At 65.5% G+C, this 19,471-nt stretch carries 19 protein-coding genes; 6 read left to right on the plus strand and 13 right to left on the minus strand.

Annotation, left to right across the window (positions count from 1 at the left end; translation table 11 throughout):
- Nucleotides 1–25: 25 nt before the first annotated feature.
- Nucleotides 26–250, plus strand: coding sequence for a hypothetical protein (locus BMY68_RS07435; RefSeq protein WP_062826311.1), 225 nt, complete (start codon nucleotides 26–28; stop codon nucleotides 248–250).
- 115 nt (nucleotides 251–365) lie between these two features.
- Here the strand turns inward: BMY68_RS07435 and BMY68_RS07440 are convergent, their stop codons facing one another.
- Nucleotides 366–3,434: a D-2-hydroxyglutarate dehydrogenase YdiJ gene (locus BMY68_RS07440; protein WP_085530804.1), complete on the minus strand. Its 3,069-nt coding sequence runs from the start codon at nucleotides 3,432–3,434 to the stop codon at nucleotides 366–368.
- A 160-nt stretch (nucleotides 3,435–3,594) separates the two neighbouring features.
- On the opposite strand from BMY68_RS07440, the gene BMY68_RS07445 reads away from it, so the two are divergent.
- Nucleotides 3,595–4,497: a LysR substrate-binding domain-containing protein gene (locus BMY68_RS07445; protein ID WP_009043973.1), complete on the plus strand. Its 903-nt coding sequence runs from the start codon at nucleotides 3,595–3,597 to the stop codon at nucleotides 4,495–4,497.
- Nucleotides 4,498–4,509: 12 nt separating this feature from the next.
- Here BMY68_RS07445 and BMY68_RS07450 read toward each other — a convergent pair whose 3' ends face one another.
- Both BMY68_RS07450 and BMY68_RS07455 read right to left on the minus strand, forming a co-directional pair.
- Nucleotides 4,510–5,271, minus strand: a complete 762-nt coding sequence (locus BMY68_RS07450) for a phytanoyl-CoA dioxygenase family protein (RefSeq protein WP_085530803.1) — start codon at nucleotides 5,269–5,271, stop codon at nucleotides 4,510–4,512.
- Between the two features lie 5 nt (nucleotides 5,272–5,276).
- Nucleotides 5,277–5,507, minus strand: a complete 231-nt coding sequence (locus tag BMY68_RS07455) for a hypothetical protein (protein WP_007925461.1) — start codon at nucleotides 5,505–5,507, stop codon at nucleotides 5,277–5,279.
- A 287-nt stretch (nucleotides 5,508–5,794) separates the two neighbouring features.
- Between BMY68_RS07455 and BMY68_RS07460 the strand changes: the two genes are divergently transcribed.
- The 4 genes from BMY68_RS07460 to BMY68_RS07475 are packed head-to-tail and all read left to right on the plus strand — an operon-like array spanning nucleotide 5,795 to nucleotide 8,616.
- Nucleotides 5,795–7,183 (plus strand): S-type pyocin domain-containing protein, encoded by a 1,389-nt coding sequence (locus BMY68_RS07460; protein ID WP_085530802.1) that lies wholly within the window; start codon nucleotides 5,795–5,797, stop codon nucleotides 7,181–7,183.
- Between the two features lies 1 nt (nucleotide 7,184).
- A complete protein-coding gene (locus tag BMY68_RS07465) occupies nucleotides 7,185–7,658 on the plus strand; it encodes a DUF6392 family protein (RefSeq protein ID WP_085530801.1) in 474 nt (157 codons plus the stop codon).
- The gene (locus BMY68_RS07470; RefSeq protein ID WP_062825934.1) at nucleotides 7,659–8,120 is read left to right on the plus strand and encodes a DUF6392 family protein; all 462 of its coding nucleotides are present in this window, start codon (nucleotides 7,659–7,661) and stop codon (nucleotides 8,118–8,120) included. It begins immediately after the preceding gene.
- A gap of 25 nt (nucleotides 8,121–8,145) precedes the next feature.
- A complete protein-coding gene (locus BMY68_RS07475) occupies nucleotides 8,146–8,616 on the plus strand; it encodes a DUF6392 family protein (RefSeq protein ID WP_085530800.1) in 471 nt (156 codons plus the stop codon).
- Between the two features lie 7 nt (nucleotides 8,617–8,623).
- On the opposite strand, the gene BMY68_RS07480 is transcribed toward BMY68_RS07475, so the two are convergent.
- The 10 genes from BMY68_RS07480 to BMY68_RS07525 form a co-directional block, all read right to left on the minus strand.
- Nucleotides 8,624–9,064 (minus strand): CBS domain-containing protein, encoded by a 441-nt coding sequence (locus BMY68_RS07480; RefSeq protein ID WP_007925455.1) that lies wholly within the window; start codon nucleotides 9,062–9,064, stop codon nucleotides 8,624–8,626.
- Between the two features lie 95 nt (nucleotides 9,065–9,159).
- Nucleotides 9,160–9,549 (minus strand): nitrite reductase small subunit NirD, encoded by a 390-nt coding sequence (nirD, locus tag BMY68_RS07485; protein ID WP_025808817.1) that lies wholly within the window; start codon nucleotides 9,547–9,549, stop codon nucleotides 9,160–9,162.
- Nucleotides 9,549–12,110: a nitrite reductase large subunit NirB gene (nirB, locus tag BMY68_RS07490; RefSeq protein WP_085530799.1), complete on the minus strand. Its 2,562-nt coding sequence runs from the start codon at nucleotides 12,108–12,110 to the stop codon at nucleotides 9,549–9,551. Before nirB ends, nirD begins: the two co-directional genes overlap by 1 nt.
- Nucleotides 12,111–12,504: 394 nt before the next feature.
- Complete coding sequence (locus tag BMY68_RS07495) at nucleotides 12,505–13,119, minus strand: RraA family protein (protein WP_085530798.1); 615 nt, start codon at nucleotides 13,117–13,119, stop codon at nucleotides 12,505–12,507.
- Nucleotides 13,116–13,895 carry an IucA/IucC family C-terminal-domain containing protein gene (locus BMY68_RS07500; protein ID WP_085530797.1) on the minus strand — a complete coding sequence of 260 codons (780 nt, stop codon included), beginning with the start codon at nucleotides 13,893–13,895 and terminating at the stop codon, nucleotides 13,116–13,118. Before BMY68_RS07500 ends, BMY68_RS07495 begins: the two co-directional genes overlap by 4 nt.
- The gene (locus tag BMY68_RS07505; RefSeq protein ID WP_085530796.1) at nucleotides 13,892–14,683 is read right to left on the minus strand and encodes an ABC transporter ATP-binding protein; all 792 of its coding nucleotides are present in this window, start codon (nucleotides 14,681–14,683) and stop codon (nucleotides 13,892–13,894) included. Before BMY68_RS07505 ends, BMY68_RS07500 begins: the two co-directional genes overlap by 4 nt.
- 10 nt (nucleotides 14,684–14,693) lie before the next feature.
- Complete coding sequence (locus tag BMY68_RS07510) at nucleotides 14,694–15,725, minus strand: FecCD family ABC transporter permease (protein ID WP_085530795.1); 1,032 nt, start codon at nucleotides 15,723–15,725, stop codon at nucleotides 14,694–14,696.
- Nucleotides 15,718–16,707 carry a FecCD family ABC transporter permease gene (locus tag BMY68_RS07515; protein ID WP_085530794.1) on the minus strand — a complete coding sequence of 330 codons (990 nt, stop codon included), beginning with the start codon at nucleotides 16,705–16,707 and terminating at the stop codon, nucleotides 15,718–15,720. Before BMY68_RS07515 ends, BMY68_RS07510 begins: the two co-directional genes overlap by 8 nt.
- Nucleotides 16,704–17,594, minus strand: a complete 891-nt coding sequence (locus BMY68_RS07520) for an ABC transporter substrate-binding protein (protein WP_085530793.1) — start codon at nucleotides 17,592–17,594, stop codon at nucleotides 16,704–16,706. The genes BMY68_RS07515 and BMY68_RS07520 overlap by 4 nt, the downstream gene beginning before the upstream one ends.
- The gene (locus tag BMY68_RS07525; RefSeq protein ID WP_085530792.1) at nucleotides 17,587–19,470 is read right to left on the minus strand and encodes an IucA/IucC family protein; all 1,884 of its coding nucleotides are present in this window, start codon (nucleotides 19,468–19,470) and stop codon (nucleotides 17,587–17,589) included. Before BMY68_RS07525 ends, BMY68_RS07520 begins: the two co-directional genes overlap by 8 nt.
- Between the last annotated feature and the right edge of the window lies 1 nt (nucleotide 19,471).

Raw genomic sequence — 19,471 nt, forward strand, 5'->3', positions numbered from 1 at the left:
GGATTCAGACGAGGACGATGCATCCATGAGCAGGACAGAACGAATCAACCGGGAGCTGGCGCACAACGCCCGGCTGTTTGCCGAAGCCGACCGCCTGGATGTCCAGGCCTATGAGCTGCTTAACACCGACCATGTCGACGACGACCGCCTGGCCCTGTTCAGCCAAGCCAAGCAGTTGGCGAACGAAAAATACCTGGAAGCGCGCAACGACTGGCTGCGCATCAAGCAGTTGATGGACGGCACCGACTGAAGCCCCCGCGCCGGCGGGAAGATCCGGATGCTGGGTTTGCGGGCGCTGCGTCGGAATGCCGCCCAAACCGAGCGCAGCCTCGCGGGCTCGGCAGCGGCTACATCGCCCCCTGTCGTCAGGTCGCTAGCGGGCGTTTGCGCAGTTGTTCCAGCAGAGCCTGGAGTGGATGCTGCAGGCCCTGCCCCTCCTGGCGCTTGACCTGGCTGCGGCAGGAATAACCGTCGGCCAGCAGTCGGCCGCCCTGGCCGTGACGCGCCACCAGCGGCTGCCAGGACTGCTGGTAGATCACCTGCGAAGTGGCCAGGTTGCGGCTCTCGTGGCCGTAGGTGCCGGACATGCCGCAGCAACCGCTGGCCAGCACTTGCAACTTCAACCCCATCCGCGCGAACACCTGTTGCCACAGGCCGATGCTGCCCGGCTCGTTGGTCTTCTCGGTGCAGTGCGCGAGGAACTGATACGGCTCGGCCTCGGCGGTCGGGTTCGCTTCGGCCGACGCCTCACTAGGTACTGCAGGCAGCACCCGGGCCAGCCATTCCTGCGGCAGCAGCACTTCGGGCGCCTGAGCCGCCCCCAGGGTCTTGCGGTACTCCTGGCGGTAGACCAGGGTCATCGCCGGATCGAGCCCGACCAGGGGCACGCCGCTGGCTTGCAGCTTCAGCAGCGATTGCGCGTTGTAGCGCGCGGCCCGGGCAAAGGCGCCGAGGAAGCCCTGGACCTGCAAGGGCTTGCCGTTAGGCGCGAACGGCGCGAGGTAGATCTGGAAGCCCAGGCGCTCGATCAGCTCCAGCCACTCGGCCGCCAGCGGCGTTTCGAAGAACCGGGTAAAGGCGTCCTGCACCAGGATCACGCTACGTTCGCGCTGTTCGGCAGACAGCGCCGCCAGTTCTGCGGCGTTGGCCATGCGCACGTTGCGCCGGCGGCACACCGCCTGGAAATCCAGGGTGCTGAGCAACGGGCTGTCGACCATCCCCGCCAGGTGCTGGAGCGCCCGGCTCACCGGCGCCGCGCCGATCAGCGCGTTGTACAGCCGCGGCAGGCGCGCCAGATAGGGAACGCTGAACTCCAGGGAACCGATCAGGTAGTCCTTCAGCGGGCGCAGGTAGCGGCCATGGTACAGCTCGAGAAAGCGCGAGCGGAACTCCGGCACATTGACCTTGACCGGGCACTGCCCCGCGCAGGACTTGCACGCCAGGCAGCCGGCCATGGCGTCGTACACCTCATGGGAGAAGTCCTCGCGCCCGGCCAGCCGCGCCGCGCTGTTGTAGACGCGCCGGGCCAGGTTGGAAAGCCGCGCGCCACCGCCGTTCAGCACGTCCACCCCCTGCTCGCCCTGCAGGCGCAGCCACTCGCGGATCAGCGAGGCGCGGCCCTTGGGCGAATGAATGCGGTTGCGGGTGGCCTTCCACGACGGGCACATGGCGTCGTCCGGGTCGAAGTTGTAGCAGGCGCCGTTGCCGTTGCAATGCAGGGCGCTGTCATAGCTCTGCCAGACGCGCTCGTCGATGGTGCGGTCGAGCTCGCCGCGCAGCACCACTTCGTCGACCCGGGTCAGGCGCGCCTCTGGCACCGAGGCCGGGGTGGCGATCTTGCCGGGGTTGAGCTGGTTGAACGGGTCGAACGCGGCCTTCAGGGCCTGCAGCGACGGGTAGAGCTCGCCGAAATAGTCCGGCACGTACTGCGAGCGCAGGCCCTTGCCGTGCTCGCCCCACAACAGGCCGCCGTGCTTGTGGGTCAGCGCCGCCACCGCATCGGAGATCGGCCGGATCAACGCCGCCTGCTTGGGGTCCTTCATGTCGAGGATCGGCCGCACGTGCAATACGCCGGCGTCGACATGGCCGAACATGCCGTATTGCAGGCCGTAGCCATCGAGCAGCGCACGGAACTCGAGGATGTAGTCCGCCAGGTTCTCCGGCGGCACCGCGGTGTCTTCGACAAAGGGCTGCGGCCGCGCCTCGCCCTGGACGTTGCCCAGCAGGCCCACCGCGCGCTTGCGCATGGCGTACACCTGGTTCACCGCCTGGGCGCCGATGGCCAGGGTATGGCCCAGGCGCACCACCGAGCTGTCCTGCTGCAGGTGGCGGACGAAGGCGTCGACCCGCTGCTCCAGCTCTTCCTGGTCGTCGCCGCTGAACTCGATCAGGTTGATGCCCAGGGTCGGGGTGTCGGCCTGCTCGGGGAAATACCGCGCCACGCCATGCCAGACGATGTCCTGCATGGCCAGCATCAGCACCTTGGAATCCACCGTCTCGATCGACAGCGGCTTCAGCGCCATCAGCGCCTTGGCATCGCGCAGCGCATCCATGAAGCCGGCGTAACGCACGTTGACCAGGATCGAGTGCCGGGGAATCGGCAGCACATTCAGCCGCGCCTCGACGATAAAGCCCAGGGAGCCCTCGGAGCCACAGAGCACGCTGTTGAGGTTGAAACGCTCCGGACTCTCGCGCAGGTGCGCCAGGTCATAGCCGGTCAGGCAGCGATTGAGCTTGGGAAAGATCGCCTCGATCAGCTCGGCCTGGTGGTCGGCGATGTCCTGGGCGCAGCGGTAGACCTCGCCGATCCGCCCGGGCTGCGCGGCCTCCTCGGTCAATTGGCGGTTGTCGATCGGCGCGCTGTCCAGGCGGCTGCCGCCCAGCAGCACGGTGCTCAACGCCAGTACGTGATCGCGGGTCTTGCCGTAGGTGCAACTGCCCTGGCCGCTGGCATCGGTGTTGATCATGCCGCCGACGGTGGCGCGGTTGGAGGTCGACAGCTCCGGGGCGAAGAACAGGCCGTGGGGCTTGAGGGCGTCGTTGAGCTGGTCCTTGACCACCCCGCTCTGCACCCGCACCCAACGCTCCTCGACGTTGATCTCGAGGATCCGGTTCATGTGCCGCGACAGGTCGACCACGATGCCGTCGGTCAGCGACTGGCCGTTGGTGCCGGTGCCGCCGCCACGAGGAGTGAGCACCACCGCGCGATGTTCCGGGCTCGCCGCCAGCCGGGCCAGGCGTTCCACGTCCGCGACATCCCTGGGGAAGACCGCAGCCTGCGGCAGCCGCTGGTAGATCGAGTTGTCGGTGGCCAGCACCGTGCGCAGGCCCAGGTCACGGGCGATCTCGCCGCGAAAGCCGTCGGCGGCCAGGGCGTCGAGGAAGCTTTGGTAGTGGGCCAGCGGGTCGCGTTCGGGGGCAAGCAGAGCAATCATCAAAAAGGTTTCCAGGCAGAGAAAAGGCGCAGCGGTGCATGCAAAACACGTATGCTTGAACGCAGCCCGAGGGGCGGCGGCCAGCCGAAAAAGCCTATTTTCCTAGAGCCTTGCACCTTGGGCAAATGTATTTCATGTGCTTTTTTCATGAGTTTTATGAATGAACCCGAGACGACTCACTCCGTCGATGTCGGTGCTGGTGGCCTTCGAGGCCGCGGCGCGGCATGGCAGCTTCACCAAGGCCGCCGAAGAACTGGCGCTGACCCAGAGCGCCGTCAGCCGCCAGGTCCAGGCCCTGGAGTCGCTGCTGGAAGTGCCGCTGTTCAACCGTGACGGCCGGCATATCGAGCTGACCGCCGCCGGCGCCCTGTATCACCACGAACTGGCGGCGGCCCTGGCGCGGATCCGCAACGCCACCTTGCAGACCATCGCCCACAAGGCCGGCGGCGGCCCGCTGCACCTGGCGGTGTTGCCGACCTTCGGTTCGAAATGGCTGCTGCCGCGCATGCATGACTTTTACGCCAGCCACCCGGGCACCCTGGTGCATATCCATTCGCGGATCGTCACCAGCGACCTGTCGAAGGACACCGCCGACATGCACGCGATCATCTGCGCCGGCACGGGCCACTGGCCCGGCTACGAGGCCCATCGGCTGCTCTCGGAAAAGCTCACGGTGGTGGCCAGCCCCAAGGCCCTGCCCGAGCACGGCTCGATGTCCGTCGGCGACGTGGCCGGGCAGTTGCTGCTGAACGTGGTGTCGCGTCCCGACGCCTGGCCCGAATGGTTCGAGCAGAACGGCCTGCACCCGCGGGCGATGCGCATGGGCCCGGGGTTCGAGTTGACCGCGCACCTGATCCAGGCGGTGGTCGCCGGCATCGGCATCGGCCTGGTGCCGCGCATCCTGGTGCAGGACGAGATCCACAGCGGCGAACTGGTGGCGCTGTTCGAGCCGGTGGACAGCGGCCGCGGCTATTACCTGGCCTACCCCAGCCGCTATCAGCACCTGCCGTCGTTGCAGGCGTTCAGCCGCTGGTTGCTGTCGATCCCCTTTCCCGACAGCTGACAGTCCCTTCGCTCAGTCGTATTCCGCTTCCTCATGCTCGCCGAGCAACCGCCGCTGGCGCGCCGAGGCCGCCGCCAGCACCTCGGGGTTGAAACGCCAGTGCAGGTACGGCGAAAACTTCTGCGCCACCATGCGCCGGCCATAGTGCACCTGCAGCAGGTAGCGGATGCGTTCGGCGCTGCTGTTCTCGCTGCCGGCATGCCACAGCTCGCTGCGAAACATCAGCGCGTCGCCGGCCTGGCACAGCACGGCCTGGGCAGTTTGGCCATGCCAATGTTCCTCGCCAGCTCGCGGGGGGCGCCCGGCGCGATGACTGCCCGGCACCACGCGGGTCGGGCACAGGTCCTGGTCGATATCGTCCAGGTACAGGTGGCAGGTGCAGATCTGCATCGGCAACTCGAAGGCCGGATCGCTGAGCAGGCTGCGCGGCAGTCGCATCGCCAGGTAATCCAGGTGCAGGCCCATCCCCTGGAAACCCGGATGACAGCGCCAGGCGGTCTGGCCGATGACATGGCAATCCTCACCCAGCGCCGCCTCAGCCAGCTCAATCACCCCCGGCAGGTCGAGAAACGGTAGCCACAGCGGGTCGCGGTTGAACACGCATTTGTAGTGTTCGAGCAAGCCGCTGTAGTCCCAATGCTGGGGCTTGAGGCCGTCGATGGCATGGCGCAGCAAGTTGATCCGGTCAGCGTCGAGTACCCCGGGCAACAGCACGAAGCCTTCGCGGTGCAAGGCCCGCAGGCGTTCGGCGGTCAGTGCTGGCATGCAGACCATGATGGCTAGTCGATGGGGCCGATATTGATCAGCCGGTCGCTACCCAGCCCCGGCACCCTGGCCAGCACCCCGACCGGCGTGGCGGCGGAAAACTCGATGACATAACCCATGCCACTGCCGTCCTCTTCCATGGCCACCACCCAGCGCGCCACTTCGTCGGGGTTCAGGCTCAGCGCCCGCGCCACCCGGCGCTGGCGACGTTCCTCGAGCGTTTCGTCCAGGGAGTCGTCGTTCATCTGGCTCAACCTCCGGCGGCTAACAGCCCCTCCGGGCCTGGCGCGGCCCTTACAACAGCTGTGAAAAACATTGTGGGCAAAAGTTGAATCCCGCTCCGTGCGCCGTGACGAACGGCAGCTTTTAGCGCCAGAAACGGATCGCCGGTTTTATCGCCGGCCCACAAGCGAGTTTTCTTTCGAGCGTTTCAGAAAGGGCCTAAAGCGCCGCGCCAGGATGGCCCCCTAGCATGCGTGGCTTATCCAGAAGCCGGGGCCGCTCATGCATTTACTGATTTGCGCTTACTGACATGCGCTTGTTGAAAGCCTCCGACCGGCAGGCACGGAACGCGCACGATCCGTATTTCGCCGAAACCCAGGTGCGCATGGCGCTGCAACGCAACAGGTCAAGTCTTGAAGGGCTGGACGAGCTGTTGCGCGAGCACTACAGCATCAACAGCGACCGGGAAATTCTGGCCGCCGTCAGAAACGGCGACTGGGTGCTGGTCACCGACAGCTCCAGCGCAGGAATCGGCAACCTGCTCTGCCCCGCACCCGAAGCGGAGCCGGTCTACCTTCGGCCAGACCCCTGGCCCGATCCCGTTCCTCGCACCGACCTGGTCTTCGCCAAGTCCATCAGCAGCGTCCCCTGGGGCACCACCCGGGCCGGCAGCGCCAGCGAGCCCGCGGGCAATTTCGGCAAGACCATGCTCATGGCCTCCTCGGCCACCGAGGTCGGGCTCGGCAGGGTCGCCGGCGAACGGCTCCTCAGGAGCTTCGCCTGGTCAGTGCAGATGGCCGGCACCGCGGCCAGGACCGTCGGCGGCCCGGCGGGACAGGTGCTGCTCCTGGCCATGACCCCGACCCGGCTCGGCGACGACGCCTTCTACAGCGAAGAACAATTGCGCGAGCTGCGCGCCGCCACCACGCGGGTGCGCTTCCAGTTCCGCCGCGACCGCCAGGGTGTGCTGCAAATCCATGGCATCCACACCAGCGCCCAGTCGGGCCAGGACAGCGTCCCGGTGATCAAGGCCCACTGGAACGCCGGCAAAAACGCCATGCAGGCCCACCTCGGCACGCTCACCATCACCTGGACACCGCACAACGGCCCGGTGGTCACCGCCCCGACACCCTACCCGGGGGTGACCGACGAACTCGCCAACCTCATGGTCCACCCCATCGCCGAAGGCGGCGACAGCCAACTCCAGGGCGCGCCTCTCGACGAGCTCAAGGTCGAAGACTGCATCATCACCTTCCCGGCAGACAGCGGCCTCCGCTCGTTGTACCTAGTCTTCGCCAAGCCTCTGGTCAACCCGCTGGAAGTCGGCCCGGCGAATGATCTTTCCAGTAGAAGCGCCAAGGATGGGTTGGATATTGATCACATACCGTCGCAGAAGGCGTTGGAAGCTTTTTTGAAAGCAAACGATCCACATATACAAGGTGAAGATATTCAAGACAATTTACGCAAAGCCCCGAGCATCGCGATCCCGCGAAAAGTTCACCAAAAATACAGTGCGACGTATGGAGGTAGAAACACCAAGGCCCGGCAGGTCGAGGATGCCTCTGACCTGCGTGCAGCTGTAGATACTAATCTCGACGCTATGAAACCTTATCTGCTGGACGAAGGCTTTACCGAAGAACAGATCGAAACGGCACGCACCCACCTGCATAATCTCCACCAAGAACAGGGTTGGTACTGATATGAACGCAGCAACAATTGATGACTTGGTTAAAAGTCTCGGCCGTACCTATCCCGAAATGATTGCCTCCGGAATGTATCTTCCAGGTGGACCGCCTAAAGGTATTTTCGAGGACAGTGAGACCTTGGCAATGTCACCTGAGCCTGGAATCGAATTAGGTTTTTGGGCTAAGAGTCAGCGCTTTGAAATGCTGTTCATCAGCTTACTGGAAAGCTTCCAAGGGAAGTCCCTCTACAAGGGAAGCCTACCCTACCAACTTAAAAGTCAAATGAATCTGGGGTGGATAAGGTCTCGCTTTGGAGAGCCACTGGAGTCAAAAGCACCTTTCAAAATGCCCATACGGGGCATGACGGGAGGGTGGGACATTTATCGCTTTCCGAGCATTCCCAAAGGAACACAGGTGGTTTTTAAATACAGCGCCAGGATGGAAGTTGAAACGATAGTGTTCGAACTGAACGAGAGATCACCCGCTTAAATGATCGATGACTTGATTAAAAGCCTTGGCTGCACCTATCCGGAGCTGATTGCCTCCGGAATGTACCTTCCCGGCGGCCCGCCCAAAGGTATTTTCGAGGACAGCGACACCTTATCTATGTCGCCTGAACCGGGTATTGAGCTGGGATTCTGGGCCAGCAATCAGCGGTTTGAAGACCTGTTCATTACTTTCCTGGAAACCTTTCCCGGAAGGCCCACCTACAAAGGAGGGCTTCCCTATCAACTCAAAACAAAAATGAACCAGAGCTGGGTTAGATCCCAATACGGTGAGCCCCTGGAATCAAAAGGTCCTTACAAAATCCCTGTGCGTGGGCTGGTAGGCGGATGGGAAACCTATCGTTTTCCAGGCATGTCCAAAAACATCAATGTGTTGTTCAAGTACACCGTTGAGATGGAAGTGGAAGGAATCGTGTTCAGACTCAACGAAAAATCCCACCCTTAGTTTTACGGGGCACACTGGCACGAATATGAACGCCGCAATGATCGATGACCTGATTAAAAGTATGGGGAAGACCTATTCCGAGTTGATCGCATCTGGAATGTATCTCCCTGGCGGGCCGCCAAAAGGTATGTTCGAGGGCGATGAGACCTCGTTCATGTCACCTGCAGCCGGAATAGATTTGGGCTTTTCAGGCACTCAGCTCTTTGACTCTCTCGCTATCTACTTGCATAAGACCTCCGACGACGACTCAGTTTACGAGGATGGATTGCCGTACCAGCTTCAACGTCGAATGAACCAAGCTTGGGTAAGGTCCCATTACGGAGAGCCTTTGGAGTCAAAAGCACCTTTCAAAATGCCGGTACTTGGAATGACTGGTGGCTGGGATACTTATCACCTTCCCGGCACGGCAAAAAACATTACAGCCGTATTCCAGTACAACACTGAAATGAACGTGGAAGGGATCGCCTTCAGACTAAACCAGGAACCCCTTCTCTGACCTCGATTCAATCCCCCCGAATATAGTGCTCCAACTGCCGAATCAGATCCGCCTGTTCGACAATCGCTTCCTTCACCAGATCGCCGATCGACAGCAGCCCGATCAGTTGCTCGCCTTCCAGCACCGGCAGGTGCCGCAGGTGGCTGTCGGTCATCACGGCCATGCAGCGTTCGATGCTGTGCTGGCTGTCGGCGGTGACCACGGGGGCGCTCATGATGGCGCGGACCGGGGTGCCCACCGATGAGCGGCCTTGCAGCACCACCTTGCGCGCATAGTCGCGTTCGCTGATGACGCCGACCACCTGCCCGGCCTCCATCACCGGCAGTGCGCCGACGTTTTTCTGCGCCATCATCTGCAGTGCTTCGAGCACCATCTGGTCCGGGCCGATGCTGTGCACCTGGCGGTGTTCCACGGCCTTCAACTTCAGCAACTGAGCAGCGGTTTTCATAGGCGTCTCCGATACCTTGAGCAACAGGGGTTCCGGCCCCGCGCCACGGGGCGCGAAGTCAGGCATGGATCTGGATCGAGTAAGGCGCGCGCGGCTTAGCGCACGCCGATTTCCACCACGTCGCCACGCAGCCGCGCCGGCCAGGTACGCAGGCGTTGCTCCGGGTATTCCAGGCAGGTGCCGTCGGCCAGGCGGAAGTGCTGCTTGTACAGGGGCGAGGCGATCACCAGCTCATCCTTGATGCAGCCCACCAGGCCGCGGCCGATCACATTGGCGCCGGACTGCGGGTCGTGGTTGTCGATGGCGTAGAGGGTCTGCTGCGCGGCATCCGGCAGGTAGATCAGCGCCACCTGGGCGCCGTCGTGCCAGACCACCACGCCGCTGTGGCTGACCAGGTCCTGGCGGCTGCACACCGCCTGCCACTGCACGCCGGGCTGCTCGGCGAATCCACTTTCGATAGGTTGCAGGCTTGGCGACAGGCTCATCAGAGCACCTCCTCGGTGACAGGGATCAGGTTCAGTTCGGCGGCCATGATCGGCCGGCGCTGGCCGCGTTCCTCGACAAAATGAATGTCCGGGTCGGGGCGCTGGTCGTTGACGAAGGTGCGGAAGCGCTTGAGTTTTTCCGGGTCCTTGAGGGCGTTGGCCCATTCGCATTCGTAGCGGTCCACCACCAGCTGCATCTGCGCTTCCAGTTCGGCGCCCAGGCCCAGACTGTCGTCGATCACCACCGCCTTGAGGTAATCCAGGCCGCCCTCCAGGCTCTCGCGCCACACCGAGGTGCGTTGCAGGCGGTCGGCGGTGCGGATGTAGAACATCAGGAAGCGGTCGATGTAGCGGATCAGCGTCTGGTCGTCGAGGTCGGTGGCGAACAGCTCGGCGTGGCGCGGACGCATGCCGCCGTTGCCGCAGACGTACAGGTTCCAGCCCTTCTCAGTGGCGATCACGCCGACGTCCTTGCTCTGCGCCTCGGCGCATTCGCGGGTGCAGCCGGACACCGCGAACTTCAGCTTGTGCGGCGAGCGTAGGCCCTTGTAGCGGTCCTCGATCTCCAGGGCCATGCGCACGCTGTCCTGCACGCCGTAGCGACACCAGGTACTGCCCACGCAGGACTTCACGGTGCGGGTCGACTTGCCGTAGGCATGCCCGGTCTCGAAACCGGCCGCGATCAGCTCGGCCCAGATATCCGGCAACTGGTGCAACTGGGCGCCGAACAGGTCGATGCGCTGGCCGCCGGTGATCTTGGTGTAGAGGTCGTATTTCTTCGCCACCTGGCCGATCACGATCAGCTTGTCGGCGGTGATCTCGCCACCGGCGATCCGCGGCACCACCGAGTAGGTGCCGTTCTTCTGCATGTTGGCCATGAAGGTGTCGTTGGTGTCCTGCAACGGCACCAGGGAGCGGTCCATGATCGGCTGGTTCCAGCACGAGGCGAGGATCGAGCCCACCGCCGGCTTGCAGATATCGCAGCCAACGTGGCCGCGGCCATGCTTGGCGAGTATCTCGTCGAAACTGAGGATGCCCTCCACTCGCACCAGCGCGTACAGCTCCTGGCGGGTGTAGGCGAAATGTTCGCACAGGCTCTTGTCGACGCTGACGCCACGGGCGATCAGTTCGTGCTCGAACACCTGCTTGAGCAGGCCGGCGCAACCGCCGCAACCGGTGCAGGCCTTGGTCCGGGCCTTGAGCTGGCCGAGGTCGGAACAGCCGCCGTCAATGGCCGAGCAGATCGCGCCCTTGGTCACGTTATGGCAGGAACAGACCGTGGCCGATTCGGGCAAGGCGCCCGGGCCGAGGGTCGGCGCGCCGGCGCTGGACGGCAGGATCAGGCCGGCCGGCTCGGCGGGCAAGGCGATGCCGTTCTGCATGTATTGCAGCAAGGTGTCGTAGTAGCTGTTGTCGCCCACCAGCACCGCGCCGAGCACCTGCTTGCCGCTGGCATCCACCACCAGGCGCCGGTAGCTGGCCGTGGCCTCGTCGATGAACTGATAGCTGCGCGCACCCGGGGTCAGGCCCTGGGCGTCGCCGATGGAGCCGACATCGACCCCCAGCAGCTTGAGCTTGGTCGACATGTCCGCGCCCATGAAGGGTTCGCCCGGCTCGCCGCACAGCTGCGCGGCGACGCTGCGGGCCATCTGGTAACCCGGGGCCACCAGGCCGAAGAGGCTGCCGTTCCAGCTGGCGCACTCGCCGATCGCGTAGATGTGCGGGTCGCCACTCAGGCACTGGTTGTCCACCACCACGCCGCCGCGCGGGCCGATCTCCAGGGCGCAGTCGCGGGCCAGGGCATCCTGGGCGCGAATCCCGGCGGAGAACACAATCAGGTCGGTTTCGAGGAAGTCGTCGCCGGCGAAGTTCATCCGATAGCGGTACTGCTCGCCGGCGCTGATCGACTGGGTGCCCTTGCCCAGGTGCACGCCGACGCCCAGGGCTTCGATCCGCGCCTTCAGCGCGCGACCGCCCTGCTCGTCCAGCTGCACCGGCATCAGCCGTGGGGCGAACTCCACCACATGGGCTTCCAGGCCCAGGCTCTTCAAGGCGTTGGCCGCCTCCAGGCCGAGCAGCCCGCCGCCCACCACCACACCGCGCCGGGCATTGGCGGCCGCGGCGCGGATGGCGTCGAGGTCTTGCAGGGTGCGATAGACCAGGCGCGAATCGCCTGCGGCGCCCTCGATCGGCGGCACAAAGGGATAGGAACCGGTGGCCAGCACCAGCTTGTCGTAGTGCACCGGGCCGGCGGCGGTGATGACCTGGCGGTGCTCGCGGTCGATGCGCAGCACCGCCACCCCCAGGTGCAGGGTCAGGCCCGGGGTCTGGTACAGCGCGGCATCGCCCAGGGCCAAGGATTCGGCGTCGCGACCGCTGAAATACTCGGACAGGTGCACTCGGTCGTAGGCGCGCATCGGCTCTTCGCTGAAGACGTGCAGGCGGTACTGCACGAGGGCGCCACGCGCCACCAGCTGTTCGACGCAATGATGTCCGACCATGCCGTTGCCGATCACGATCAGGGTTTTGTGTGTGTTCAAAGGGGCAACAATGGCATTCATAAATAGCACCCGACCCAAGCCAATCACGGTTTTTTTAAAGCAAAAAAAAAGCGCCTGAAACCTTACGGTTCCAGGCGCCTTTGCCTGTTATTTGCGGTGTGCGATCGGGCTGCTGTGCCTGACTCACCGAGTGCCCATGGCCGGTTGGCCGATCGATCCGCGTTGACCGATGGGGCGGCCCGCCCGCGACATGCGCGGTGGGGCGTTAGCGGCTGTCTTGCAGCCTTTGTGCCAGGCTGCGCCGCACGCCTTGAAAGGCCCTGCTGGCGGACTTGCGCGGTCATTCTGCAAGGCTCCCGGATAGCCTACCCTGGGCCAGGAATCGCCTTAGCCTGGTGCAAGGCCGGGGCCGCGAGCCTTATAAAAGTGCAAACCCGGCCGGTTTGCCGACGCGTCAGCGGATGGCGGCCAGGCGCTGCAAGAATGCCGCGCGCCGCTCGCGGTCCTGCTCTTCCTTGGCCAGCAGCTGCGGCAACAGCGCCTCGGCCCGTTGCCGGTCGAGGATGAACACGCCGTCGTCGTCGCCGATGGCGATATCCCCCGGGTTGACCCGCACCCCAGCCACTTCGATAGGCAGGTTGACCTCCCCCTGCTCGCCGATGCCGCGGGTGGTGTAGGCGCTGACGCCACGGCTGAACAGCGGCAGGCGATGTTCGCGCAAGGCGTCGACATCGGTGACCGCGCCCTCCACCACCACCCCGGCCAGGCCCTTGATCAATCCGGCCAGGGTCCGCAGTTCGCCCCAGCAGGCGCACTCCTGATCGCCCACACACTGGATCACCAACACGTCCCCCGGTTCGCTGAGCAGCAGCGCGTCGCGCAGGATGGCGCCATCCGGGGCGAAGACCTTGACCGTCACCACATTGCCGAGCATGCGCAGCCCGTCGAACAACGGGCGGATACCGCGCAGGTAACCCTCATCGCCAAAGTGGCCAATGGTCGAGGCCGCGATGCCGTGGTAATGCTCAAGCGAGGCGGCGCTGGCGTGGTGTTGGCGGGGAGCGATCATCGGCATTTCCTCGGGCGCAACAGCGGACAGGTGGAGCAGTATTCGGCGGGCTCGGTGGCCTCGTAATAGAAGCAGCAGGTGCGGCGAAAGCGGATGCTCTTGCCCTCCTCCAGTTGCGTCGGCGGTCGGCGAAAGTGCCGCAGCGGGTTGTAGTCCAGGCCGAACAGCGCTGGCGCGGCCTCTTGCAGCAGCCAGTCGAAGTCCGCCTCGTGGCGCAGGCGGATCAGCGGGTCCTCGACCTTGCTCATGCGTTTTTCGTACAGCGAATAGACCCGCACCGCGGTGTTTTCCCAGAGGATGCGCCGGGAGATGCCGCTGACCCGGTTGAAGGTCTGCCACAGCGGCGCCAGCACTCCGGCGAACAGCGCCTCGACAATCGCCGCGCGCCAGGCGTCGCGCTCACCCGCGGCATAGGCCTGGGGCGGCCGGTCCGCCAGCGGCATCGACGACGTCCAGAGCCCGTCGTCGTGGCCGTACTCGATCACGCAGTCGTCCAGGGACAGCAGCAGGCCCTGGTCGCACACCGACATGGCGTACAGGCAGGCGCCGGTGGCGAGGAAGGAAAAACGCTTGGCCAGCAGCGAGGCGGTGATCGCCCGGGTCGGCGAACCGATCACCGGCCCCAGCTGGTCGAGCAGCGCGATGCAGGTTTCATCGTCGAGCAAGGCCCGGGCGCTGAGGGAGCGCTGGCGGTCGCGTTGGGCCATGGGTTTCAGGCGCAGCGGCCCGGATAGCACGCTCCAGTCTTGCGGGTTGAAGGCGGCTTGCAGGTTCATCGCGGCAGTTCCCGGCCAAAGGGAATGCACAGCGGCGTGCCGAAAAACGGATCGGGGATGATCCGACAATTGAGGTCGAACACCTGCTTGACCAGTTCCTCGGTCAGGATCTCCGCGGGCCGGCCCTGGGCGAACGCGGTGCGCTGGTGCACCGCCACCATATGGTCGGCGTAGCGGCAGGCCAGGTTGAGGTCGTGCAGGACCATGACGATGGTCTTGTTTTCCTGGCGATTGAGTTCGCGCAACAGGTCCAGCACTTCGATCTGGTGCGCCAGGTCGAGAAAGGTGGTGGGCTCGTCGAGCAGCACGATCTCGGTGTCCTGGGCCAGGGTCATGGCGATCCACACCCGCTGGCGCTGGCCGCCGGACAAGGCGTCCACCGGCCGCTCCGCCAGCGCCTGCACGCCAGTCTGCAACAGGGCGCGCTCGACCATGGCTTCGTCCTGGGCCGACCATTGCTGCATCCAGTTCTGGTAGGGATAACGCCCCAGCGCCACCAGCTGGCGCACGGTGATGCCTTCGGGGGCGCTGGGCATCTGCGGCAGGATCGCCAGTTCGCGCGCCACCGCCGCGGTGGATTTGCGCTGGATATCCTCGCCATTGAGGATCACCGAACCCTGCTGCGGCTTGAGCAGCCGCGCCAGGGATTTGAGCAGGGTGCTCTTGCCGCAGCCGTTGCTGCCGATCAGCACCGACACCTGGCCCGCCGGCAGTTGCAGGTCCAGCCCGTCGATAATCACCTGGCGCTGATAGCCCAGGGTCAGTTGCTGGGTTGCCATCGAGGACATCGGGAATTCCTTAGTGCCGCTGGTTGATCAAAAGATAAAGAAAGAACGGCGTGCCCAGCACCGCAACAAAGATCCCCGCCGGCAGATCCAGCGGCAGGAACAGGGTGCGCCCGATCAGGTCGGCGAGCATCACCAGGTTGGCGCCGACCAACGCCGCCATCACCGCCTGCCCGGCAAAGCCCGGGGCCACCAGGCGCTTGGCGATGTGCGGCGCGATCAGGCCGACAAAGGCAATCGCCCCGCCCCAGGCCACCGCCGCCCCGGCCAGGGCCACGCTGACCAGCAGCAGGCCGGCGCGCAGCCACTGTACCCGCACGCCGATGCCCTGGGCCAAGGCATCGTCCAATTGTTGCACCCGCACCTGGCGGGCCAGCCACACCAGCAACGGCAGGATCGCCAGCAACCAGCCGGCCAGGGCCCGCGGCTCCGGCCAGCTGGCGCCATAGACGCTGCCGGTGAGCCAGACATAGGCCGACAAGGTGGTGGTCAGCGGGCTGAACACCAGGACAAAGGTGGTCACCGCCGCCAGCAGCGCCGACACGCCGACGCCGATCAGCACCAGGCGCAGCGGCGAGGTGCCCTGCTTCCAGGCCAGCAGGTAAATGGCCAGGGCCGCCAGCCCGGCGCCGAGCATCGCCGCCAATGGCAAAAACTGCGGGCCCAGCAGCAACGAAAAGAACGACAGGTACAGCACCGCCGCGGCACTGGCGCCGCTGGTGATGCCCAGCAGATCGGGGGACGCCAGCGGGTTGCGGATGATGCTCTGCAAAATCAGGCCGGACACCGCCAGCGCCGCGCCGACCAGGGCCGCCAGCAGCAGGCGCGGCAGGCGCAGTTGCTCGACGATGAACAGCAGGCGCTCGTCGCCGCCGCGCCACAGCAGCTCCAGCACGGTCAGCGGCGACAGGTTGAGCTTGCCCAGGGACAAGGCGCCGAGCATCACCAGCGCCGTCGCCAGCACGGCCAGCAATAGCCGCCACAGGGTCGCCAGGTCGATGCGCCGCGAAAAGCCGGCGGTGCGCAGGGTCAGGGTGTTACTCATAACGGCCTCCGCGACGGGCCAGGAAAATAAAGAACGGCGCGCCGAACAACGCGGTCATCACCCCCACCGGCACCTCCTGCGGCAGAATCACCAGGCGCCCCAGGGTGTCGGCCAGCAACAGCAGGATCGCCCCCAGCACCGCGCACCCCGGCAGCAACCAGCGATGATCGATGGACAGCCCCTTGCGCACCATGTGCGGCACCAGCAGGCCGATGAAACCGATGCTGCCCGCCAGCGCCACCGCGCTACCCGCCAGGCCGATGATCAGCACGCTCATCAGCAGGCGGATCAGCCCGGTGCGCTGGCCCAGGCCGATGGCGATCGCATCGCCGGCATTGAGCACATTGACCTGCCCGGCCAGCAGCAAGGCCCCGAGCAAGGCCAGGAGCACGCCGACCAGCAAGGGCGCGGCCAGCGCCAGGTCGCGCTCGGACAACGACCCGGCGAGCCAGAACAGCACGGTGTCCAGGCCTTCCTGGTTGACCACCAGCAGCGCCTGGCTGAAGGCGGAAAACAGCGCGGTCATCGCCGCGCCGGCGAGCACGATGCGCAGCGGATTGAGGCTGCCCTGCCCGCGGTTGCCGATCAGCCACACCAGGCTGCCGGCCGCCGCCGCGCCGATAAAGGCGCACCACAGCCACTGCTGCGGGTCGTGCAACGCCAGCAGCGACGAGCCGAGGATGATGGCGAAAGTCGCGCCGGCGTTGACCCCGAACAGCCCCGGCGATGCCAGCGGGTTGCGGGTCAGCGCCTGCATCAGGGCGCCGGCTACCGCCAGGCTGGCACCGACGGCCACCGCCATCAGGGTCCGTGACAGCCGCGTGGACACCACCAGGCTGTGGATCGGGTCCAGGGTATCGGGGTGCACCAGGGTGCCGACGATCTGCTGCGGGGCGATCCAGCTGGCCCCGGTCGACAGGCTCAACAGCATGCACAGCAACAGCAGCCCCCCCAGGGCCGAAAGTTTCAGGGCCGGGCTCATGTCGCCGCCGCCCGGGCGATTTCATCGAGCATCAGATTGGCGCCCAGGATGCCCCCCGACAGGCTCCAGGCCACGCTGTCGACGCGCCACACCAGGCCGGCGCGCGGGGCCCGCAACTGCTGCCACAGCGGGTGCCGGACCAGGTTCTGGTAATTGCGTTGCGCAGCCGGGCTGTCGGTGCGCTGGAAGACGAAAAACAGATCGGCGTTGACCACCGGCAAGCTCTCTTTACTGGTGAGTTTCAGGGATGCCCCCCGGGCCTCGCGGGCGGCTGGCGTCCAGGCGAACCCCAGTTCGCTGAGCACCGAGCCGGCGAAGCTGTCCGGCAGGTAGCTGCGAATATGGTCCTCGCGGATATCCAGCACCGCGACGGTCAGCGGCCAGCGCCCGGCGAAGCGCGCCTGCAATTGCGCGCGCAGCTGGCCCAGGCGTTGCTCCCACTGGGCCAGCAGCTCCATGGCCTGGGGTTGCCGGCCGAGCGCCGCGCCCATCAGCGCCAGGGTGCGCTTGAACTCGAACACCTCGTCGAGCATCACCACCCGGCCCATCTGCTCCAGCAGGGGCGCGATGCGCTGGTGGCGAAACCGCGAGGCGACGATCAAGTCCGGACGCAACAGGGCAATGTCCTCCAGGCTCGGCTGGGTTTCCAGGCCGACATGGGGCACCCCCTGCACGGCCGGGCGCAGGTAGCGGTACATGGGTTTCTCGCTCCAGGAGTCGACGATGCCGCAGGGCGTCACGCCCAGCGCCACGGCGCTGTCGGTGGCGCCCTGGAACAGGGTGACCAGGCGCAGCGGTTCGGCGCGGGCGATCCGTGGCAAGGCCAGCAACCCCAGGGACAGGCGCAACAGCGTGCGCCTGCCGGGATGGATCAGCGGGTCAGGCATCGGAAGCCAGCCGCTGGAACGGGTTGACCACCTCGCCCTTGCCGAATGGCATGCTGCCCGGGCCGCCGGCGCGTTCGATCATCGGCGTCAGCAACAGCTTCTGCGGCCAGCGCGGCGCTTCGAACAGCTGGTGCCTGATCATCGCCCGCGCCTCGTCGTCGAAGTCGATGCTCTGCAACAGAGCGTCCAATACCTGGCGCAAGGTGCTCCACAGCGTGGTGGCCGGCACGGCGTAGACCTGGGCCAGGGTGTCGATGATCGCCCGCACGTTGACCTGGATCGCCAGGGTCTGCAGCCAGAACAGCAGGTCCTCGGGACGCTGGTGGTACAGGGTGTTGGCGTGGCCCTTCTTGATCCGGTACTCCGGGTCGGCCATGCCGTTGCGCTCCAGCCACGGCACGAAGATGCGCAGCGAATCGTGGTCGCGCAGCAGCAGGCCCTGGGCCTGGCCGGCCTTCCACACCAGCACCGCGTTCTGCCCGTGCACCTCGCCGAGCATGCCCAGGCGGAACATCCGCAGGTTGACGTCGAAGAAGCGCTGGCACAGCTCGCCGAACAGGGTCAGCACCGAAGCCTGGGTCGCCGGCAGTTCGCGGTACTGCATCCACTCATCGAAGAAGTGCCGGTTGCTGCCGGGCAATGGCGTGCCCAGGGCGGCCATCGGCAGCAGGCGGCAGTCCGGGTCGTCGAGCAAGGCTTGCGGGTAACCGCGGACCATCGCCGACAGGTGCCGCGGCGCCTCGTCGAACAGGGTCGCCTGGGGCGGCATGAAGGCCCACCACTTGCTCTCGTCGCACAGGTGCAGGCTCTGTTCCAGCACCGGATCGAGGCGCCGCACCTGATGCAGCAGCGCCTCGCTGAGGCCGCCGTTGATCATCTTCACCGCCGGCAGGTAGCGCGAGGCGCCCAGGGAATAGATGGCCATCGGCAGCTTGAGGTAGTCGGCGCTGGCAAAACACGGGGTCATCGAACGCAGCGACGAGGTGGCGAAGACCGTGGCTTCGCTGAAGTCCAGGCGCTGGCAGTCGCCACGGGCGAAGGCATCGCCCAGCTGCGCCGGCAACACATGCTCGAGCTGCCACGGGTGCGCCGGCAAGGCCACGTGGCTGTCACCGATACCGCGCTCGCGCAGCTCCGCGGCCAGGCGTTCCTGCAAGGTTTCCGGCAACAGGTAGCGCGCCGGGTAGACCTGTTCCAGGTCCGCCACGCCCGCGCCGCCTTGTAGCAGGTCCTTGCGCACCGCCACCCAGTTCAGCGCCACCGGCTGGGCGAACTCGGCCTGGTACTGCTGGTATTCGGCCTGCAGCAAACCCTGCTTGGCCTTGGCCAGCGGGTGGTACGGACGATCGCGCAGCGAAGCCCACTGCTCCATGGTGCGGAAAAAGGTGGCGCCGTCCTGGGCCATCAGGCCCTGGTGGTCAACCCGGTGCTCCAGGGACAAGGCGGTCTGCCAGACGCTGATATGCAGCACTTCGAGAAACAGCGTCAGGCCCTTCTCGTTGTCCTGGAAACGCGGGCCCATGCCGGTGAACACCCGGCGCATGAAGTCCACCGGGCCCAGGGCGGTCCAGCGCTGCTCCTGGCGGGCCAGAACCTGCGTGCCCGGGACCTTTTCCCACTGCTGGGTGATGCCCGGGCGCAGGGCGATGCTGATAAAGCGCTGTTCCTGGGCGTCGCAGCACCATTCCCAGATCCGCTGCCGGGCATCCGCGCCTTCAAGGGTTGGGGCTTCGAGGGCTGGCGCTTCTGGATGGGCCTGGCGCCATTGGCTGGCGGTCAGCAGCGGCAAGGGTTCGCGGCCAAAAAAGTCTTCGGCCAGCAGGCAATCGATCAGGTCCTGCATCACCACTTCAGCGGCCATGGTTGTGAAGTTCATC

Source organism: Pseudomonas sp. NFACC41-3 (assembly GCF_900109505.1).
Taxonomy (GTDB): Bacteria; Pseudomonadota; Gammaproteobacteria; order Pseudomonadales; family Pseudomonadaceae; genus Aquipseudomonas; species Aquipseudomonas chlororaphis.

Excerpts from the sequence above, each read along its gene's own strand:
- BMY68_RS07435 (WP_062826311.1), top strand. The coding sequence starts at position 26 with ATGAGCAGGACAGAACGAATCAACCGGGAGCTGGCGCACAACGCCCGG.
- BMY68_RS07440 (WP_085530804.1), bottom strand. The coding sequence starts at position 3,434 with ATGATTGCTCTGCTTGCCCCCGAACGCGACCCGCTGGCCCACTACCAA.
- BMY68_RS07445 (WP_009043973.1), top strand. The coding sequence starts at position 3,595 with ATGAACCCGAGACGACTCACTCCGTCGATGTCGGTGCTGGTGGCCTTC.
- BMY68_RS07450 (WP_085530803.1), bottom strand. The coding sequence starts at position 5,271 with ATGGTCTGCATGCCAGCACTGACCGCCGAACGCCTGCGGGCCTTGCAC.
- BMY68_RS07455 (WP_007925461.1), bottom strand. The coding sequence starts at position 5,507 with ATGAACGACGACTCCCTGGACGAAACGCTCGAGGAACGTCGCCAGCGC.
- BMY68_RS07460 (WP_085530802.1), top strand. The coding sequence starts at position 5,795 with ATGCGCTTGTTGAAAGCCTCCGACCGGCAGGCACGGAACGCGCACGAT.
- BMY68_RS07465 (WP_085530801.1), top strand. The coding sequence starts at position 7,185 with ATGAACGCAGCAACAATTGATGACTTGGTTAAAAGTCTCGGCCGTACC.
- BMY68_RS07470 (WP_062825934.1), top strand. The coding sequence starts at position 7,659 with ATGATCGATGACTTGATTAAAAGCCTTGGCTGCACCTATCCGGAGCTG.
- BMY68_RS07475 (WP_085530800.1), top strand. The coding sequence starts at position 8,146 with ATGAACGCCGCAATGATCGATGACCTGATTAAAAGTATGGGGAAGACC.
- BMY68_RS07480 (WP_007925455.1), bottom strand. The coding sequence starts at position 9,064 with ATGAAAACCGCTGCTCAGTTGCTGAAGTTGAAGGCCGTGGAACACCGC.
- nirD (WP_025808817.1), bottom strand. The coding sequence starts at position 9,549 with ATGAGCCTGTCGCCAAGCCTGCAACCTATCGAAAGTGGATTCGCCGAG.
- nirB (WP_085530799.1), bottom strand. The coding sequence starts at position 12,110 with ATGAATGCCATTGTTGCCCCTTTGAACACACACAAAACCCTGATCGTG.
- BMY68_RS07495 (WP_085530798.1), bottom strand. The coding sequence starts at position 13,119 with ATGATCGCTCCCCGCCAACACCACGCCAGCGCCGCCTCGCTTGAGCAT.
- BMY68_RS07500 (WP_085530797.1), bottom strand. The coding sequence starts at position 13,895 with ATGAACCTGCAAGCCGCCTTCAACCCGCAAGACTGGAGCGTGCTATCC.
- BMY68_RS07505 (WP_085530796.1), bottom strand. The coding sequence starts at position 14,683 with ATGTCCTCGATGGCAACCCAGCAACTGACCCTGGGCTATCAGCGCCAG.
- BMY68_RS07510 (WP_085530795.1), bottom strand. The coding sequence starts at position 15,725 with ATGAGTAACACCCTGACCCTGCGCACCGCCGGCTTTTCGCGGCGCATC.
- BMY68_RS07515 (WP_085530794.1), bottom strand. The coding sequence starts at position 16,707 with ATGAGCCCGGCCCTGAAACTTTCGGCCCTGGGGGGGCTGCTGTTGCTG.
- BMY68_RS07520 (WP_085530793.1), bottom strand. The coding sequence starts at position 17,594 with ATGCCTGACCCGCTGATCCATCCCGGCAGGCGCACGCTGTTGCGCCTG.
- BMY68_RS07525 (WP_085530792.1), bottom strand. The coding sequence starts at position 19,470 with ATGAACTTCACAACCATGGCCGCTGAAGTGGTGATGCAGGACCTGATC.